General features: G+C 37.4%; 19 protein-coding genes. 5 read left to right on the plus strand and 14 right to left on the minus strand.

The window, feature by feature from the left end:
* The first annotated feature begins 169 nt into the window (after positions 1-169).
* Complete coding sequence (rluF, locus tag GJU32_RS16720) at positions 170-871, plus strand: 23S rRNA pseudouridine(2604) synthase RluF (protein WP_155593070.1); 702 nt, start codon at positions 170-172, stop codon at positions 869-871.
* Between the two features lie 25 nt (positions 872-896).
* Positions 897-1616: a DUF6904 family protein gene (locus GJU32_RS16725; RefSeq protein ID WP_155593071.1), complete on the plus strand. Its 720-nt coding sequence runs from the start codon at positions 897-899 to the stop codon at positions 1614-1616.
* Positions 1617-1655: 39 nt separating this feature from the next.
* On the opposite strand, the gene GJU32_RS16730 is transcribed toward GJU32_RS16725, so the two are convergent.
* The 12 genes from GJU32_RS16730 to GJU32_RS16785 form a co-directional block, all read right to left on the minus strand.
* Positions 1656-2153, minus strand: a complete 498-nt coding sequence (locus GJU32_RS16730; RefSeq protein ID WP_155593072.1) for a cupin domain-containing protein — start codon at positions 2151-2153, stop codon at positions 1656-1658.
* A gap of 278 nt (positions 2154-2431) precedes the next feature.
* Positions 2432-3139, minus strand: coding sequence for an ABC transporter ATP-binding protein (locus GJU32_RS16735; protein ID WP_155593073.1), 708 nt, complete (start codon positions 3137-3139; stop codon positions 2432-2434).
* Positions 3139-3918 carry an ABC transporter ATP-binding protein gene (locus GJU32_RS16740; RefSeq protein ID WP_155593074.1) on the minus strand — a complete coding sequence of 260 codons (780 nt, stop codon included), beginning with the start codon at positions 3916-3918 and terminating at the stop codon, positions 3139-3141. The genes GJU32_RS16735 and GJU32_RS16740 overlap by 1 nt, the downstream gene beginning before the upstream one ends.
* Positions 3918-4853 carry a branched-chain amino acid ABC transporter permease gene (locus GJU32_RS16745; protein WP_155593075.1) on the minus strand — a complete coding sequence of 312 codons (936 nt, stop codon included), beginning with the start codon at positions 4851-4853 and terminating at the stop codon, positions 3918-3920. The genes GJU32_RS16740 and GJU32_RS16745 overlap by 1 nt, the downstream gene beginning before the upstream one ends.
* Before the next feature lie 12 nt (positions 4854-4865).
* Positions 4866-5741 (minus strand): branched-chain amino acid ABC transporter permease, encoded by an 876-nt coding sequence (locus GJU32_RS16750; RefSeq protein ID WP_155593076.1) that lies wholly within the window; start codon positions 5739-5741, stop codon positions 4866-4868.
* 147 nt (positions 5742-5888) lie between these two features.
* A complete protein-coding gene (locus GJU32_RS16755) occupies positions 5889-7109 on the minus strand; it encodes an ABC transporter substrate-binding protein (protein ID WP_155593077.1) in 1221 nt (406 codons plus the stop codon).
* A gap of 380 nt (positions 7110-7489) precedes the next feature.
* Positions 7490-8092: a class I SAM-dependent methyltransferase gene (locus GJU32_RS16760; protein WP_155593078.1), complete on the minus strand. Its 603-nt coding sequence runs from the start codon at positions 8090-8092 to the stop codon at positions 7490-7492.
* An 86-nt stretch (positions 8093-8178) separates the two neighbouring features.
* On the minus strand, positions 8179-9936 hold the full coding sequence (locus GJU32_RS16765) for a CotH kinase family protein (RefSeq protein ID WP_230875072.1): 1758 nt from the start codon (positions 9934-9936) through the stop codon (positions 8179-8181).
* A 72-nt stretch (positions 9937-10008) separates the two neighbouring features.
* Positions 10009-10692: a DUF4956 domain-containing protein gene (locus GJU32_RS16770; RefSeq protein ID WP_155593080.1), complete on the minus strand. Its 684-nt coding sequence runs from the start codon at positions 10690-10692 to the stop codon at positions 10009-10011.
* Between the two features lie 18 nt (positions 10693-10710).
* Positions 10711-11412: a polyphosphate polymerase domain-containing protein gene (locus tag GJU32_RS16775; RefSeq protein ID WP_155593081.1), complete on the minus strand. Its 702-nt coding sequence runs from the start codon at positions 11410-11412 to the stop codon at positions 10711-10713.
* 269 nt (positions 11413-11681) lie between these two features.
* Positions 11682-13097: a HAMP domain-containing sensor histidine kinase gene (locus tag GJU32_RS16780; protein ID WP_155593082.1), complete on the minus strand. Its 1416-nt coding sequence runs from the start codon at positions 13095-13097 to the stop codon at positions 11682-11684.
* On the minus strand, positions 13081-13767 hold the full coding sequence (locus GJU32_RS16785; protein WP_155593083.1) for a response regulator transcription factor: 687 nt from the start codon (positions 13765-13767) through the stop codon (positions 13081-13083). Before GJU32_RS16785 ends, GJU32_RS16780 begins: the two co-directional genes overlap by 17 nt.
* Before the next feature lie 218 nt (positions 13768-13985).
* Here GJU32_RS16785 and GJU32_RS16790 point away from each other — a divergent pair, with 218 nt between their 5' ends.
* On the plus strand, positions 13986-14318 hold the full coding sequence (locus tag GJU32_RS16790) for a heme oxygenase (RefSeq protein WP_155593084.1): 333 nt from the start codon (positions 13986-13988) through the stop codon (positions 14316-14318).
* Positions 14319-14406: 88 nt separating this feature from the next.
* On the opposite strand, the gene GJU32_RS16795 is transcribed toward GJU32_RS16790, so the two are convergent.
* A complete protein-coding gene (locus GJU32_RS16795; RefSeq protein ID WP_155593085.1) occupies positions 14407-15423 on the minus strand; it encodes a YeiH family protein in 1017 nt (338 codons plus the stop codon).
* A 113-nt stretch (positions 15424-15536) separates the two neighbouring features.
* On the opposite strand from GJU32_RS16795, the gene GJU32_RS16800 reads away from it, so the two are divergent.
* Positions 15537-16418 carry a LysR family transcriptional regulator gene (locus GJU32_RS16800; RefSeq protein ID WP_155593086.1) on the plus strand — a complete coding sequence of 294 codons (882 nt, stop codon included), beginning with the start codon at positions 15537-15539 and terminating at the stop codon, positions 16416-16418.
* A 14-nt stretch (positions 16419-16432) separates the two neighbouring features.
* Here the strand turns inward: GJU32_RS16800 and GJU32_RS16805 are convergent, their stop codons facing one another.
* The gene (locus GJU32_RS16805; RefSeq protein ID WP_155593087.1) at positions 16433-17350 is read right to left on the minus strand and encodes a LysR family transcriptional regulator; all 918 of its coding nucleotides are present in this window, start codon (positions 17348-17350) and stop codon (positions 16433-16435) included.
* Positions 17351-17471: 121 nt separating this feature from the next.
* Between GJU32_RS16805 and GJU32_RS16810 the strand changes: the two genes are divergently transcribed.
* Complete coding sequence (locus GJU32_RS16810) at positions 17472-18662, plus strand: coenzyme F420-0:L-glutamate ligase (protein WP_155593088.1); 1191 nt, start codon at positions 17472-17474, stop codon at positions 18660-18662.
* Positions 18663-18681 lie beyond the last annotated feature (19 nt).

Here is an 18681-nt window from a genome sequence, read left to right on the forward strand (position 1 = left end):
ATTTTCATAGAAACCCTCTCACCTACTATATTGTCAGAAACATAAAATAATTTCAACTTTTTGAAAAACTTTTCCAACCAATTTATTTTTGCTAGAAAAGCTTCTAGAATTCACGGTATGCACGGCGTTAAGGTATACTTAAAAATAATATAAAATATAGGAGAACAATATGCGTATTAATAAATATTTAAGTGAAACAGGCATTATATCTCGTCGCGGTGCTGATAAATGGATAGCAGAAGGAAAAGTGACGATTAACGGAGAACAAGCGACAGTTGGTAGTCAAGTAGACAACGGCGACATGGTTTGCGTTGATGGAAAAGAGGTAAAGAAAGAACAACAGCTTGTCTACATTGGTCTGAACAAACCTGTCGGCATTACAAGTACAACAGAACGTCATATAAAAGGCAATGTCGTAGATTTTGTAAATCACCCCTTGCGTATTTTTCACATCGGACGTCTTGATAAGGAATCTGAGGGGCTATTGCTATTAACCAATGATGGTGATATCGTCAATAAAATTCTACGTGCGGAAAATCACCATGAAAAAGAATATATTGTTCAAGTTGATAAACCTATAACAGAGCAATTTATCAAAAAAATGGGAGCTGGTGTCGATATTCTAGATACAACAACATTACCCTGCTATGTTGAAAAGATATCAGACAAAGTTTTTAAAATCATTTTAGAACAAGGCTTAAATCGTCAAATCCGAAGAATGTGTTCAGCCTTGGGTTATTCAGTTAAGCGTCTACAGCGTATTCGTATTATGAATATTAAGCTTGGTAATTTAAAAGTGGGCCAATGGCGTGATTTAACAGATAAAGAACGAACAGAACTATTCAAACTACTCAACTACACACCAAAATAAACGCTTAAGGGGGAGGGCGAAGACTATGATATCCATTCAAAGTACAGAGCAACTAACAGGCGTACGAATTAGCGGTGATTTTTGGGATTTAGATGAACTAATTAATGCGATTTACAAAGTAACCGGTGATGAGAATAAATACTATGATTATCAAGGTCCTCGACTGCGTATTTTAAGCGTTTGCTATAAACTAAGACATGCGATGCTTGGCGAACATCACCTAGAGTTTGTGAGTAATGGCCTTAACAAGAATGTCCTTACACAACATGAACTGATCTTTCCAAACAAGAATGTTTATTTTTCAACAGAAATTCTTTGGCCAGAAATTATCTTTAGCGCTATCACCTTAAATGACTTCATTGATTTGCACCAGAAGTTAAACAATGCGTCTATATGGGATAATGACATTGCTACTATACGCAAGTTTCAAGCTGCCATAGCTGGTTGTTTAGAGCAAGAGATTAACGAGGAAGATTATATTGTATTTATACGAATGCTACATGCTAAAAATCCATTAACCTTCCGTTTTGCTACACAATACGTGGATGTTCTGAATCTAGAATATATCCAGTTAAGTAAAGAAGAACGTAAAGCACATTTAGCGGCATTTGCTGTGCGATTAATGGTAGAGGACCATGAATATGTAGCGTTAAAATCAAACCTAATGGAAGCTGCCATTGCGACAAAACAAGCATTACATGTTATTCAAATTCAACTCAAATATCCAGAAGAAATTTTTTGGTGAACAAACTATGCCGTCTCATAAATTGAGACGGCTACTTTTTTACTTAATTGATGTATATGCCATTTTACGAATAACTTCCTCGTGCTGAGGGTAATCAGTTAAAAGCTCTTGCTGTGTAAACAATTCAAAATCCTCAAAATCAAAGCCAGGGGCCACCATACATCCAACTAAACTAAATGTATCTAACTCCTCCACTGATGAGCCGAAAATTGTATTTTTCGGTACTGCAATTTGCGGTACCTCTCCTGCTTCTACATTCAAGCCAAGCTTCTTCGCTTCATATGTACCATTTGGGAAAATCATATGAACTGTTAGTGGGCTTCCTGCATGATAATACCATAACTCATCTGATTGCAATCGATGTAAATGGGATATATCTTGTGAGCGTAATAAGAAATAAATACTTGTATAAATGGGCCTCTGAACATCTCTCACTGCTATATCGTCTGAGGCCCGAAATGATGAAATGTAATAGCCCCCTTCTGGATGTTCGGCTAGATTTAATTGTTTAATAAAATATTGTGCTGAATACTTCAAAAAGCATCACTCCTTTTGTCCACCTTACCAAATAATAAAGTAAAAATGCTACCTTTGATTTTTCTATAATAAGAACAGCCGAAAAAGACATCAACTGTATGATAAGTTAATCATGAGAAGTGTAGGCACATCACTTGAGGGAGGCATTTCGATATGTGGTATTGCCCTTACCTTGAATCGGACGTGGAGATTGGAGCAAAGCTTGTGGAAAGCACCAACTCGGAGTAAAAGTCAACATAGCTGAAAGGGCATCTCATTTTCGAGATGCCCTTTAAATTCTATAAACCACCTAAATAAGCTGCTTTTACTTGCTCGCTCTCTTGAAGCTCTTTTGCTGAACCAGATAAAACAATACGGCCTGTTTCAAGAACATACGCACGGTTAGCGACAGATAGAGCCATATTAGCATTTTGCTCAACTAGCAATACGGTTGTACCCTCTTTATTGACCTGCTCAATAATATTAAAAATATTTTTAACCATCAGTGGTGCAAGGCCCATCGAAGGTTCATCCATTAATAACAGCTTTGGTTTTGCCATTAAGGCACGGCCCATCGCAAGCATTTGCTGTTCCCCACCTGACAATGTACCTGATTGCTGTTTGCGGCGCTCTAAAAGACGTGGAAATAACTCGTAAACATGATCCATATCTTTTTTAATACCAGCTTTATCATTACGCAGGTACGCACCGAGTTCTAAGTTTTCTTCTACTGACATATTCGCAAAAACACGACGACCTTCTGGAACGTGAGAAATACCGGATTTAACAATTGTTTGTGCCGCTTTCCCAGCAATAGAGAAACCTTCGTATTCAATAATGCCACCTTTGGGCTTCAATAATCCTGACAATGTCTTTAACAATGTACTTTTTCCAGCACCGTTTGCACCGATTAACGTTACAATTTCACCCTCATTTACTTCTAAAGAGAGGCCCTTTAATGCTTGGATGTTGCCATAATAAACATCGATATTTTGTACTTTTAGCATTAGCCGATAACCTCCTCACCAAGGTACGCTTCAATTACCTTTGGATTGTTGCGAATTTCTTCTGGTGTCCCGTCAGCGATTAATTGTCCATGATCGAGTACATAAATGCGTTCACAGATACCCATAACTAAGCTCATGTCATGCTCAATTAGCAAAATTGTTAAGCCAAACTCTTTACGAATGAATGCAATTAACTCCATTAAATCATGTGTTTCCTGCGGGTTCATCCCTGCTGCTGGCTCATCCAGTAATAGTAGCTTTGGATTCGCAGCTAATGCACGAGCAATCTCTAAACGACGCTGCATCCCGTATGGCAAATTTTTTGCTAGCTCATCCTTATAGACATCTAAGCCAAAGATTTTTAAGAACTCAATCGATTGATTCTCCATTTCTGCCTCGCCCTTGAAATGGGTTGGTAACCGAAAAATAGAAGACCACATGGAATGCTTAGCAAGAGAATGGTTGGCTACCTTAACATTGTCTAGAACTGATAACTCTTTAAATAAGCGAATATTTTGGAACGTACGGCTAATCCCCTTCTGCGTAACCTGGTATGGTGCAAGCCCATTTATTTTCTTACCATCAAAAGTAATTGTACCTTCCGTTGGTGTGTAAACCCCTGTCAGCATATTAAAGCTGGTTGTTTTTCCAGCACCGTTTGGCCCAATAAGTCCTACTAATTCGCCTTGATTAAGGTACATATTAACACCCTGTACCGCCTTTAAACCACCGAATTGAATACCCATGTTTTCAACATTAATAAGAAGGTTTCCAGTCATTATTTTGTACCTCCTTTTTTACCAAACTTAAATAGATCCGTAATTTCTTTTGTTCCCATCAAGCCTGTTGGACGATAAAGCATCACAATAATTAAAACTAAACTATAAATAATCATACGAGTCTCAGGGAAGTTTGCTAGATAAGTAGATATTACTGTTAAGAAAATCGCAGCAATCACCGAACCAGAAAGACTTCCTAAGCCCCCAAGCACAACATAAATTAAAATATCAAATGATTTTAAGAAACCGAATGTTGTCGGTTGGATAATATAAAAGTTATGCGCAAAAATAGCCCCAGCTAGCCCTGCGAAGAAAGAACCAATCGCGAATGCAACAACTTTATAGTAAGTTGTATTAATACCCATAGCATCAGCTGCAATTTCGTCTTCACGTATAGAAATACATGCACGACCATGACGAGAATTTGTAAAGTTTGAGATGACGAGAATAGTTAAAGCTACGCCAAAGAATGCATATGTCCAGTTAGATAAATATTTAACCTGCATCCCTGCTGCACCACCAACATAATCCGTATTTAAAAAGACAATACGAATAATCTCCGCAAATCCTAGAGTAGCAATCGCTAAATAATCTCCTTTTAAACGCAGAGTTGGAATCCCTACTATTAAACCGGCAACTGCTGCTGCTAGCGCCCCTAAAAAGATAGCCAACGGAAATGGCAACATTAACTTTGTTGTAATGATAGCCGACACATATGCCCCAACTGCAAGGAACCCAGCATGCCCAATCGAGAATTGCCCAGTAACCCCAATAACAATATGCAAGCTGACAGCCAGCATAATGTTAATACACATAGTAATCAACATATTTTTATAGTACATATCAATTACTTCAGTCGTAATCAACAATTGGATAACTGCATAGATGACTAGCGCTATTACGGCATAGCCCCAGAAAACTTTAGACTTTTTCATAAAACCGCTCACCTACACTTTCTCACGGGCATTTTTACCAAAGATACCCGATGGTCTGAAGATTAAAATTAAAATTAAAATGACAAATGCCGCTGCATCTCGCCATAACGAGAAGCCTAGTGCACTTACTAATGACTCCACAACACCTAATAACATACCACCAACCATAGCGCCTGGAATGATACCAATTCCACCAAGAACGGCTGCGATAAATGCTTTAACCCCTGGAATAACGCCCATTAACGGGTCAATTTTTGTATAATAAACACCGAAGATAACACCTGCCGCACCAGCTAAAGCTGAACCAATAGCAAACGTTGCAGAAATTGTATTATCAACATTTATCCCCATTAAACGTGCAGCATCCGCATCATGAGAAACGGCACGCATCGCTTTTCCGATTTTTGTTTTATGTACGATGAATTGTAAAAGAATCATCAGTACAACTGCCACTGATAAAATTAAGATCGATGTACTACTGATTTGCACACCAAAAACGTCAAATGATTTATTTTTAAAAACTTCAGGATAAGCTGCTGGTTGCGCACCTCTGAAGAAAATCGTTGTATACTCAATCAATAACGATACACCGATTGCTGTAATTAAAGCTGCGATACGTGTTGCATTTCGTAAACGTTTATAAGCAATACGTTCGATTAAGACACCAAAGATTGCACAAACTGCCATTGCCAATAAAAGTGCTGGGAAGAAGCCAAGCTCCCATTTAGCAATTGCGTAAAAGCCAATAAATGACCCAATCATGAAAACATCACCGTGGGCAAAGTTAATCAGCTTGATAATTCCGTATACCATCGTATACCCTAACGCTATTAACGCGTAGATACTTCCTAGTGAAATACCATTCACAAGTTGCTGTATCCATTCCATGCGCATTCACTCCTTTGAATTTTCTGAAAAATGAAAAAACAGTACATGCATCTATACTAGAAAGTTATGTTTTACTCAATCATTCTAGTTATCTAAAACACAAAAAAGGAAGGCGTGTTTACCCGCCTCCCCCTTACTGACAAAACATTAAGGATTAACTTTAGAGTTGAACACTTGTTTACCGTCTTTAAATTCAAGAACTGTTGCTGTTTTAATTGGGTTATGGTTTTCGTCAACTGAGAAAGTACCTGTTACTAAAGAAAGATCTTTTGTTGCAGCTAATTCGTTTTTAATTGCTTCTCCATCTGTAGATCCTGCACGTTTAATCGCATCAGCAATGTAGTAAATTGAGTCATAGCCAAGTGCGTTGAATGCGTCAGGTGCTTTGTCACCATTTGCTGCTTTAAATGCCTTTACGAAATCTTGGATTTTTTGATCCGGATCTTCTGCAGAGTAGTGGTTTGTGATGTATGTGTTATTCAGTGCTTCAGCACCAGCTAGTTCTATTAAAGTTGGAGAATCCCAACCATCAGCACCCATCAGAGGTACATCAATACCCATTTCACGTGCTTGCTTAACGATTAAACCAACTTCCTCATAGTATCCAGGGATAAAGATAAAGTCTGGATTTGCTGCTTTAATATTTGTTAATTGTGTACGGAAGTCTGTATCCTTAGCCACATAAGCCTCTTCTTTTACAACTTTTCCGCCACTCTTAGTGATCGTTTCTTTAAAGGATTTTGCTAAACCTTTTGCATAGTCTGATGCATTATCTGCGAAAATAGCTACGTTTTTCGCATCTAGTTCACCTGAGGCAAAGTTAGCTGCTACAATTCCTTGGAATGGGTCAATAAAGCATGTACGGAATGCATATTCATTAACACTGCCATCCTCGTTTACTGTTATATTTGGTGCTGTACCAGAACCAGTAACAATCGGAATTTTATTGTCATTTGCAATTTGAACAGTTGCTACTGTATTACCTGAAGTTGCAGGAGCTAACATTGCTACTACTTTATCTTGCGTTGCTAGTTTAATAGCTGCTGAAGTTGCTTCAGAGTTTTCCGATTTATTATCTACTTTAATTAGTTCGATTTTCTTACCATCAATACCGCCAGCATCATTAATTTCTTTTACAGCAAGTTCTGCGCCAAGCCCGATAGAAGAACCATAAGATGCTACATTTCCTGAAAGTTCTAAGTTGGCACCGATTTTAATGGTATCGCCATCAGAGGAACCTCCTCCTGATGATGAGCCTCCACCAGAACTTGAATCATCACCAGCACCACAACCAGCAAGGACACCAGCAAGTAATGAAGATGCTACTAAAAGTGAACCGAACTTCTTAAGCTTTTTGTTCTCTTTCATAATTAAATTCCCCCTGAAAATTTCTAAAATATTAGATATTTCTGATAATTATAAACAATTAAATTCATTAACTCAATAGCAAAAATAATTATTTATAACTATCTAAAACGAATGAAAAATATTATTCATATAAGCCTTTTACATTGTAAAACATTCTTTATATTTAGTCTAGAGTGATTTTTCAGTATAATTAGTTATTTGTGAATTATCTTTTAATTATAAACTTAGAATAGTAAAAAACTATCAGTTGAAATTATTTTCTTACAATAAGGTCTCTATACTAGAGCATTTGTTTTCTTATCTGATTATTTCCCTGAAAATATTTACTGAACGGCAGAGTCATTCAAACATAAAAAGCCTAGAGCTGGTTTTCCATTGCTCTAAGCTTTTTTTAATAAGAACACACAAAGGCGCTCATTAATATTTGTTTCATTTTCTAAATGCACTTCATGAAGTAATTCGAATGGGGTTCCATGATGTAAAAATTGTAAATAATCGTAAGGCGGATAGTATAGAATTATATGAATATCTCGCATTCGCCGCTCGTAGGATTCCCAAATATTATGAATGACTGTACGAAAAATATGAATCGAAAATGGATTAAAAAAGAAAAACACATTATCACATGGTTTTATTTCATAAGCCTCTGCTATTGTATGGATAAATGAAATGGGCGCATGTACTCGCCTTTTTTGAAGATAAGTGCGCTTATTTTCTTCAGCCTCTGCATAAAAGCCTGCATCCATTTCTATCCCAATCGTTGGAATATGAAACTTATGATGCACATAAATTGGAACTCGGCCTTTCCCACAACCCATATCGATAAACACAGCGTTATCAGGCATATCATACGTTGCAAATAATTGTTCCAGCCCCATATATGGCGTTGGTTCATAACGATGATAGTGTGCAAGCTTTGGAAAACCATATTGTTCTCCCACAGTGTTGATCTGCAAATATTTATCAAATTGCTGTTCATTCATATGAAAAGACTCCTCAGAAAAGAATGCTTTATTTTAGCACGATGTAAAGCAAAACCATACCCAAAAGTGTTGGATATGGTTATTTTTTAACGACCTCTACGTTTAAATTTAAAAACAAAGAAGATTGCTAGAATGAGCACTACTAAGGATGCAACTATTGTTAATACCGTATTTTTATCAATAACCGTTGCTTGATTTGGTGCTTCATCGGTTGAACCAGGCATACCCATTGGAGGACCGTTTCCATCAGGACGTTGCATAGGTTCGCCATTCTGTCTTTCTCCTGGACCGTTTTCTTCCCTGTTAAACGGCGGGCTTTCTGATGGATCAAAATCCTCTGGTAGCTGACTCGGATCAAAATTATCCGGCATAAAATTCATTTCACCATTTTCATTAAGATTCTGCATGCCCATATTACCTTGAGTTGTGGTAGACGTTTCCACAAAAAGCTCCCCAGACAACTGCTTCAAAATAGATTCGGAGCGCTGTTTAGCAAATTCAGGCAAGCTATTTTCGCCTTCAACTGCCTCTAAAAACTGCTCCGTAGTAGAGAATTTGGTTGGATCGGCTTCGACGTAGGTAGTTATTAACACAGCTACCTTTTTTGTAATAGCCTGCACATTATCTTCTGTTAAATATGTTGTCGCTAGTTCTTCTAAATACTCCTCATATTTAGCACGGTACGCCTCATTAGCAAGCAAGGCATTCAGCAATGGCCGCTCCTCTAAAGTTGTACCAGAAACAGGAGTCTCCACACTAAAATTAATAGCACTTTCGTCTAACAGGTTGCCTGACATGCCCATTCCTATGTTGAAGCCGTCACCTTGTTGTTGCTTATCACCACCGTCTGCCTGATCAGGTCGTTCATTGTTTTGGGCAAATGGTCTTTGCATATTAGTAGAAGCGTTGGCTGGATTTTGACCATCTCCTCCACCCATTTTACCTCTACCTCCTCCAGCACCAAAGCCACCAAAGGACATATTGTAATCCCATGGGATAATTGAAAACATCCCGTTTTGCTCATACAAATAGTAGTTATGTTTCAAATTCCCTTGATAACTATCTAAATTGACAAGTGCAGTATTGACGGCAAAATAACGGAGCATTTCATCGACATCAATAAATTTTTCTATATCTCCGCCATTATTAATAGCATCTACCATTTCAACAAGCTTGGATTGATCAATATTCCCTTCATTTGTTTTTAATCCTATTCCTGTATAGTCTGCGATATCGTCACTAATATATTTTAAATCACTACCTATCCCATCAGGCTTAAATAAAAAACCATCATTTGAACCGTAGTTATTAGCTAGGAATGTCTCATCGACTGCTTCTACTCCTAGGAACAAACCTCGTTCCTCACCGTTTACTGTGACATACATATAGGAATGTGCTGGCGTTGGTAAACCCATCTGCTCCATCAATTCATAGGAGATATACTCTCGCATTAATGTAGAGTCACTATAATTATTATTTAAATTTATTTTTTTCAAGCCATATAAGCTTTGTGTATCATCATAATAATCAAAATCAATTTTTAAACTATAGCGATCTGAGTCACTATTAACAACCGATTGTAATGTTAGATTTCCCTTTGTTCGAATTGCAACATTCTCAATTTTCTTGCCGTTTACTGTAATATCCGCCTGTTTTAACTCCTCAGCCGCGGCATTTTCGAGCATGTCAGCCCAATCTTCCTCAGCAATCTCGATATCAACCGTGGTTACTTTATTCTTATTAAAAACTAAATTCTCATAAGAGAACTCGCTATTTTTCGTTTCAATGCCTACATTCGGAAGTACAGCATATATCACGACAAAGAGAAGGAGTAGAATCGTCATACATAGGTAGACAATCCGGGTTTTAATCATAGCTGGCACCTCTCTTCATAGTCCTTTTTCTTATAGAGGTCATTACGCTGTAAAATTCCCATCGTAACTAAGCATGATGGCCGATTTCACACCAGACACTTTTGTCAATTGATCCATCAGTTTCGCATCATTTTGTTTTACACGAATTTCATAAGTTGTTTCGATCTCGTCATTTTGCATAATCGATTTCGATTTGAGTGCGAATTTTTTTGTTTGTGCGGCGATAATTCGCTCCACCTCAGCGTTTGCTAGCTCTTCTTCAAATTTTATAATTAATAAATAAGGATTTTCTACAGTAATTTTATTAACAAACACTAGTAATACAAGCCCGATTAACACAGCGCCAATAATGACTAATGGAATAAAACCTGCACCACATAAAATACCTGAAACAATGGCCCAGAAAATATAGACTAAATCCATAGGGTCCTTAATAGGTGTACGGAAACGTACAATAGATAAAGCACCAACCATACCAAGTGATAGCAGAACGTTTGAACTGATTCCCATTATTACTAGTGCTGTTGCCATTGTCATAATAAGTAATGAAATATTGAATGAATGTGAGTAAATAACACCGTTAAAGGTTTTCTTATAAACGGCGTAAATGAAAAGCCCTATAAAAAATGCAACGACTAAACCAATAATTGAATCGATTAATGAAAATGATGTTGTTTTTTCTAAAAAGTTGGATTTAAAAATATCACTAAATTTAATTGAATCCATCGTTTATTCTCCTTTTTATTAGCCGTACATACGACTAAGTTGATATTTTGAATATGCCTCAGCTCGTGTATCCACAGATTGTAGTAAATACTTGATGATATCTGGTAAGTATTCATCATACTTTACCTCTAAAATCACAAGATTCGGCTCCAGTACATCCACCATCGGTAAGCTCTGATTAAACATATCTGTATTACGCAAACTGGATTGCACTTTACTATCAAAAGTTACGCGCACATTTCCAAACGGATAAACATATGCCTCTCGCTCATAATCCACTACCGTTGTTGGTCTAAGTTGGCTATAGTTCATCTCTTGATATAAGTCTCGAACCAGTCCTCGGTCGTCAGCCTCCATCCAGGATATTTGTCCGACACGCATTTTTTCATATTCGGCTTGAGATATCGCGCACTTTGTTTTAAAAGTTATATTGTTACGCTTACTCTTCCGCTCCAAATTAATAACGGCACTTGATTTGCCGTATATTCGTACCCGATATTTATCTCGATTGATAAAGCCCTCTTTTTTCTCAGTTAGCACTTTATTGGCAAAATTATCGAAGTACGTACTTCGAATTAAATATTTACCATCCATGCCCGCATGCTTGTCTATTTGCATAACATGCTGAAGCTTGGTCTTTATTAACGCATAATCTGGATAGGAGATCGCCTGTTTAATTTCCTTGCGACCATTTGGATTATATGAAGTTACTATAGGCATTCCATCACCTTCCCTACTTATTAGTGTCATACTGACGGTGTACAAACTCAGTAAGCAACCTTGCCTCTTGCGTTATTTGCTAACTAGTACATGACGAACTCTTCATTACGGTTATCCTCTTCTGTTCGTTCCTCGTCTACACCGTCTACTATAAAGTGCATTTGTGTCAGGCAGATGTCAGCTTTACATATTCAACTATTTTTTTACAAAGCCATTTACGTGTCGTTTCTGAGATACTAGAAGCACAACATAAAAAAGCTACCACGCTCTTACAGCGTAGTAGCTTTTTGCAATACTAATTCAAAGGATGTTCCAGAAGTATTACTTTCGATTAATCGTAAGTCTCCACCAATTGATTGTGCCATCATTTTACTAAGTGGTAATCCTAAACCTAATCCTCGAATAGAGTATTTTTTATTCTCTCCTCTATAAAAACGCTCAAAAATAAATGCCTGATCCTCTAGAGGGATACCATAACCTGAATCCTTCACAATCATCGAAAGCGTATTCCCTTGATCTAGCAGCTTCAGCGTTATCGTTCCTTTGTCCATCGCCTGTTTAGCATTAGTTAAGAGATTTGTAATGATTTGTTGGATACGGACAATATCTGCCTGAACATTTATTGATTGTTCTATTAAGTGTACAGTTACTTTTACATTTTCATCATCCTGCATTACTTCCCACTGTGCCACCGCATCGCGCAAGAGCTGATTAACATTTACAGACTCTAGCTTCACAGGGATAGCATCAACAGCAAAATGGTTAAAAGCAAGTAAGTCACCAACCATCGTTTTCATTTTTGTCGTTTCAACCATAGCCATTTCAATGAATTCCATTGCATCCTGACCTGTTACAACATCATCTCTTACAGCTTGTAGTAAACCACTTATAGAAGTGACAGGTGTTTTCAACTCATGGGTGACGCCCGCTAATAATTCTGTTCTAGTTTTCTCCAATTGCTCTAACTTGCTTGCCATATTTTTAAAGGACGTAACTAGCTCATACACCTCTTTTTCCTTACTATCCTGAGGCAGATCAACAGCATAATTGCCTTCCTGTACATGTTTTGCTGCCTCCGCCACCTGTTTGATTGGACGGGCTAAACGTTTTGACAAAAAGTAAATTGCAATCCAGCCTAATAAGGCCAATGCCCCAATTAATAATGCCAGCTGACCATATGCTTGATTCACCCTTGTTAAATTGTCTTTCTTCTCCATAACGAGCACCCAGCCAATTAACTGATTATTATTTTCTATTTTCCTTTTAACCACATATTGAACAGGCTCTAGGCCACCCGTTATTTCCTTCGTACCCTCTTCTCCATCCAACAAGCTAGCAATATTTTTAGCACTACCAGGAGGAACAGGGCGATTACTTGTCAGTATATTCCCCTCTATATCGATAACATACAAAATAGGATCAATATCTCTCATGCTAAAGCGCTCTCGATCCCCAATGAAACCAGGAATACCGTTTGGTCCAGTATTAGGACCCGTTGTATCTGTTAAGCGATAGACCGTCTCATCTGCTAAAAACTCCATCATCTCTAAACGATTTTCAAATGTCGCATGACGAATCCACACGGCAGAGATCAAGGAAATAATAGCTAATCCAATAAACAGTGTTAGTAAATAACGGCTTGTCCAATATTGGAGTAAAGATATTCGCTTATTTTTTTTTAACACTTAGCTGATACCCCAATCCTCGTAGTGTCTTTATTTCTCCTTCTATCTCATCCCATTTTTTTAATGCCTTACGAAGCCTCTTTATTGCTAAATCTACGGCTCGATCACTACCTTCATACTCCCAACCCCAAACTTGGTCGATTAGCTGGTCTCGTGTAAACGTTTGGTTGGGATGGTCAGCTAAAAACAAAAGCACCGATAAATCTCTTGGTGTTAATACAATCTCCTCTCCACTCAGAAGCACTCTATGTGCTTTACTATCAATTTCTAAAGTCCCATAACGTTTTATAGTGGATGAATTAGGGTTTCCTTCAGCACGTCTTAAAACAGCCTTCACTCTTGCAACGACTTCATCCGCTATAAAGGGCTTAGCAATATAATCGTCTGCACCGTGATCAAATCCTTCTAAGCGGTAATTAACCTCTCCTAATGCTGTTAACATAATAATTGGGCAGGTACTTCGCTCTCTTATTTCTTTTAAGATGAGCCAACCATTTTTCTCTGGTAACATAATATCTAACAACACTAGGTCTGGCTGTGTCTCACGAAACATGTCTAAGGCCTCTCCACCATTGAAGCATTGCGTTACACTATAACCCACTTTTTGTAAATAAACCTTTAAAACCTGACTTATTGCATATTCATCTTCTACTACTAAAATGTTTGCCATAGTCATTCACCTCGCCACTAGTACGCTCTTATGTTTATTATAGCACCGGTTTATGTCAGTTAAATGTCAGCCTATACGCATCCCATAAACTTCTGTAAGCGAATATACCGAGGACATCTATTGACAATGTCTTCCTAAGCCACTTATCATTGATTGCGAATGATAATCAGTGATAACTCATTCAAATACCTAGTAAATGAGATTAAAGGGGGAAAAGTATGATTATTGTGACTAATCGTATTCAAGTGAAACCAGGTTTTGCTGCGAGAATGGCACCAAACTTTACTAAGCCAGGTCCACTCCAACAATTTGAAGGCTTCCATAAAGTAGAGGTGTTAATTTCAACCGATGATCCTACTTATGACGAAATGAGTGTTAATATGTATTGGGAAACCAAGGAGCATTTCCAAGCATGGCGTAATAGCGATGCATTTGCTGCAGCTCATCATCGTCCAAATTCAGGTTCTGAGGGAGAAAAAGCTGACAGTCCACTTATCGGCAGCAAAATAGTTGTTGCTGAATTAGCATCTTCTATTGAAGCTTTACGTTAATAAACGGCAATTAAATTTCTTATACATGATCTTCTGATTCTATCTAAAAAGCCCTGCATGACTGAATACCATGCAGGGTCTTTTTCTCTTATAAAATAATGACTAGTATATAGCCCAATATGGATAGACATACTGAACCAATTAAGCCAGCGATAAATGCCTTTACACCAAGTTCCTTAAACGTTTTAATCTCAACGTTCAAACCAAGGCCAGCCATCGCCATGGCAATTAAAATATAAGCAGTATTTACGAAGGCTTGTGCTACATTAGCAGGAATAATCCCTAACGAATTGATAGCACTCATCGCTAAAAATCCTAAAATAAACCATGGAATGATAGAAAGTGAAAATGCTTTTTTCTCTTCACTTTTGTCCATTCTTCGATAGAAAATACCGATCATAATGGCTACTGGTACAAGCAGTGCAACACGTGTTAATTTTACAATGACCGCTATATCAATGGCTTCATTTCCGCCTGCAGATGCTGCCGCAATCACATGGGCAATTTCATGTAAGGTACCACCTGCGAAAATGCCATACGCAGTTGGTGTTAAGTCGATGATAGAATAAAGTACCGTATAAATCAGCGTAAATACTGTTCCTAATAAGGCAACAATTGCTGCCCCTACTGCTGTTTCCTTTTCATTCGCTTTAATTTGAGGTGCGATTGCCACTACAGCAGCAGCTCCACAAATTGCTGTACCACAAGCTGTTAAAATCCCTAGCTTCTGATCAACCTTAAAAATTTTTGTTAGTCCATACACAACTATTAACGCAAATAGCAAATTAATGACTGCAATTAAAAAAACGTTTGCTCCTGCATGATAGATATCTGCTAAGTTTAAACGCATGCCCAATAGGATGATACCAAACCGTAACAGCTTCTTGCTGGAGAATGCAATTCCCACTTGCCATGAATCCTGGACTTTAAATGCTGCACGCCAAGCCATCCCTAATATAATGGCAATAACCAACTGTCCCAATATCGAAAAGAAAGGAAATGTGGCAATATATTTTGCTACTAATGCAATAAGGAGTGTTAACAAAATTCCCTTCAAAAAATTTGGATTAAGGGTGGATATTACTTTATTTTGTCTATTTACCATGTTGTTCACTTCTTTCTCCCTTGTTGATTATTACTTTATTAAAAAGCTCACTATTAGTAAAATACATATATATAATAGGTATTATTAATATTTCTAATAATTGAGGTGGAGATATGCAATATGATGCTTTAAAAACGTTCATCACACTGGTTGAAGTCAATAATTTTACAAAGACCTCGGAAATACTTCATATTTCACAACCAAGTGTTAGCTTACACATTAAAAATCTAGAGCAAGAATTACAAACAACCTTATTTATTCGCTCACCAAAATCGGTGCAAATTACACCAACCGGTGAGATTCTTTATAAACGTGCAAAGCAAATTCTGGCTATAGCTGAAGCGGCAAGAGAAGATATTGCAGCCTATCACCAAGAGGTACAAGGAACACTAGTAATCGGTGCAAGCTTTACGATTGGAGAATATATATTGCCCCCCATCATAGCAAGCTTACAACAGCAATTCCCTCAACTTGAGCTTCAAATTATTATTGGCAATACAAAAGAAATCATTCAATATACAAAATTACTGCAAGTTGATATCGGTCTAATAGAAGGGCAGGCTCAGGATAATGAACTATTGATTAAACCATTTATGCAGGATGAATTATTTATTGTCAGTGCAAGTAACCACCCTCTTACAAAACAACAACCTATTACTGCCGATAAACTGCAACAGCAAAGTTGGGTTGCACGTGAGGAAGGCTCAGGTACACGTTATTATTTAGATCATTTATTCAGAGCAAATGGTCTACAAATACACTCGCTTTTGACCATTAGCAGTAATCAGGGGGTCAAAGAGAGTGTTATGCAAGGACTTGGTCTTTCCTTATTATCTGCCTGTGTCATTGAACGCGAATTAAAAAATGAGGATATGATCATTTTGCCCCTTGAAGGCCAACATTTTATGCGGACATTTTCTTATCTTTGCTCACCAACCATGAAAAATAAACGTAATGTTGATATGCTAATTACTAGTTTATTAAAAAAAGCTTAGCCAACTTTTCGTTGCTAAGCTTTCTTTATTGACCTTCTTGTATTCAAACGCTTATATTCAATGATTTCGACAAATTTTGTCGCTGCTCTAGAAAGAGGCACTGTCTTTAAATAACACATACCTATACTTCTTGCTGGAATATTTTCCTTTAATGCTAGTTCATAAAGGTGCCCTTGTTGAAGATAATCCTTTGAAAATTCCTTTGTTACACATGCGATACCAAGATTACTACGAGCAAACTCGAGCACAAGATCATGTGATCCTAATTCAAACTCTGGTTCAATGCGAACTCCCTTTGTAAATAAATAATCTTCTACATATCTTCGTGAATTCGATTTTTTCTCAAGAAAAATAAGCGGGAATTTCAAAAGATCCTCATAGCTTAAACATTTAGACGAGAGTGTCTTATACTTCTCCCCACACACAAAAATATCTTGAATGTCTGTACATACCGTTAACTGTAATGTCGAATTTTCTATTGGAAAATTACAAAATCCAATATCTACCTCACCCGATTTGATAAAATTACATATTTCAGAGGTTGTACCATTTAACATTTGCAATTTAATACTCGGATACATTGTATGGAATGCTTCTAAATAAGGCATTAAGAAGAAACGTGAAATGGTATCTCCTACACCTATCTTTAATTGCCCTGTAGTTAAATTTTTGAACTCTAGTAACTTTTCTTCACCAGCATCTAAAAGCCCTAAAGCTGAATTCGTATATTCAAAAAGTAGACTACCTTCCGTTGTCAATGTCACACCTTTAGGCGTTCTGTTAAAAAGACGTGTACCGAGCTCTTTCTCCAATTGCATCATAGCCTGACTGACAGCTGGCTGTGTCATATATAAATCCTTAGCGGCTCTTGAAAAGCTATTATTTTTAGCTACAACACAAAAAACACGATATAAATCTAATTTACCTATCATATAAGCACCTCTTATAGCTATTATACGAACTATTAATTTTACTTATATCATCAATGAGGCTTATAGTAAAATCATATGGATTTTATTTCACTTTACATTGATAGTATGAGGAGAGATTAAATTGGAACGTGTAATCGGTACAGTAGTAAGAGGTCTTCGTGGTCCTATTATTAACGAAGGCGATAATATTGAACAAATTGTTGTAGATACAGTGTTAAATGCTGCGAAAATTGAAGGTTACTCTATAGAGGATCGTGATATTGTCACAGTAACTGAATCTGTCGTGGCTCGTGCACAAGGTAACTATGCAACTATTGATGATATCGCTGTAGACGTGGCGGCAAAATTCGGTGATGATACAGTGGGTGTTATTTTCCCAATTTTAAGTCGAAACCGCTTCGCAAACTGTTTACGTGGTATTGCTAAGGGTGTTAATAAAGTTGTATTAATGCTAAGCTACCCATCTGATGAGGTAGGTAATCACCTTGTAGATATCGATGAGCTAGATGTAAAAGGAATTAATCCTTGGACTGATACATTAAATGAGGTTGAATTCCGTGAGCATTTTGGCTATAAAAAACACACATTTACTGGTGTAGACTACATTGAATACTATAAAGAATTAATTGAAGCAGAAGGGGCTACATGTGAAGTCATCTTCTCCAACAACCCAAAAACAATTTTAAATTATACAAAGAGTGTATTAACATGTGATATTCATACACGTTTCCGCACGAAGCGTATGCTAACAGCGAATGGTGCTGAAAAAGTTTACAGCCTGGATAACATTTTAGCTGAATCCATCAACGGTTCTGGTTTCAATGCTGAGTATGGTCTTCTTGGCTCTAACAAAGCAACAGAGGATAGTGTTAAATTATTCCCCCATACGTGCCAACCGATTGTTGACGAGATTCAAGCAAAAATCAAAGAAGCGACAGGAAAATCTGTAGAAGTTATGATTTACGGCGATGGTGCATTTAAAGACCCAGTGGGTAAAATCTGGGAGCTTGCTGATCCTGTTGTTTCACCAGCATTCACAGCAGGCTTGCATGGTACGCCTAACGAGGTCAAATTGAAATACTTAGCAGATAACGACTTTGCAGACCTTCGAGGAGAAGAATTAAAAGCCGCGATTTCTGAATACATTCAAAATAAAGATGAAGATTTAACAGGTCAAATGGCTGCACAAGGAACAACACCTCGTCGCTTAACAGACTTAATTGGTTCCCTATCTGACCTGACATCTGGGTCAGGCGACAAAGGAACACCTATGATTTACATTCAAGGTTACTTCGATAATTACACAAAATAACAAACAAAAAATGAACTCT

It is taken from the genome of Lysinibacillus cavernae (genome assembly GCF_009724685.1).
Taxonomy (GTDB): Bacteria; Bacillota; Bacilli; order Bacillales_A; family Planococcaceae; genus Lysinibacillus; species Lysinibacillus cavernae.

Bases quoted from the DNA above. Each gene is read 5' to 3' on its own strand.
- rluF (WP_155593070.1), top strand. From the start codon at position 170: ATGCGTATTAATAAATATTTAAGTGAAACAGGCATTATATCTCGTCGC.
- GJU32_RS16725 (WP_155593071.1), top strand. From the start codon at position 897: ATGATATCCATTCAAAGTACAGAGCAACTAACAGGCGTACGAATTAGC.
- GJU32_RS16735 (WP_155593073.1), bottom strand. From the start codon at position 3,139: ATGCTAAAAGTACAAAATATCGATGTTTATTATGGCAACATCCAAGCA.
- GJU32_RS16740 (WP_155593074.1), bottom strand. From the start codon at position 3,918: ATGACTGGAAACCTTCTTATTAATGTTGAAAACATGGGTATTCAATTC.
- GJU32_RS16745 (WP_155593075.1), bottom strand. From the start codon at position 4,853: ATGAAAAAGTCTAAAGTTTTCTGGGGCTATGCCGTAATAGCGCTAGTC.
- GJU32_RS16750 (WP_155593076.1), bottom strand. From the start codon at position 5,741: ATGGAATGGATACAGCAACTTGTGAATGGTATTTCACTAGGAAGTATC.
- GJU32_RS16755 (WP_155593077.1), bottom strand. From the start codon at position 7,109: ATGAAAGAGAACAAAAAGCTTAAGAAGTTCGGTTCACTTTTAGTAGCA.
- GJU32_RS16760 (WP_155593078.1), bottom strand. From the start codon at position 8,092: ATGAATGAACAGCAATTTGATAAATATTTGCAGATCAACACTGTGGGA.
- GJU32_RS16765 (WP_230875072.1), bottom strand. From the start codon at position 9,936: ATGACGATTCTACTCCTTCTCTTTGTCGTGATATATGCTGTACTTCCG.
- GJU32_RS16770 (WP_155593080.1), bottom strand. From the start codon at position 10,692: ATGGATTCAATTAAATTTAGTGATATTTTTAAATCCAACTTTTTAGAA.
- GJU32_RS16775 (WP_155593081.1), bottom strand. From the start codon at position 11,412: ATGCCTATAGTAACTTCATATAATCCAAATGGTCGCAAGGAAATTAAA.
- GJU32_RS16785 (WP_155593083.1), bottom strand. From the start codon at position 13,767: ATGGCAAACATTTTAGTAGTAGAAGATGAATATGCAATAAGTCAGGTT.
- GJU32_RS16790 (WP_155593084.1), top strand. From the start codon at position 13,986: ATGATTATTGTGACTAATCGTATTCAAGTGAAACCAGGTTTTGCTGCG.
- GJU32_RS16795 (WP_155593085.1), bottom strand. From the start codon at position 15,423: ATGGTAAATAGACAAAATAAAGTAATATCCACCCTTAATCCAAATTTT.
- GJU32_RS16800 (WP_155593086.1), top strand. From the start codon at position 15,537: ATGCAATATGATGCTTTAAAAACGTTCATCACACTGGTTGAAGTCAAT.
- GJU32_RS16805 (WP_155593087.1), bottom strand. From the start codon at position 17,350: ATGATAGGTAAATTAGATTTATATCGTGTTTTTTGTGTTGTAGCTAAA.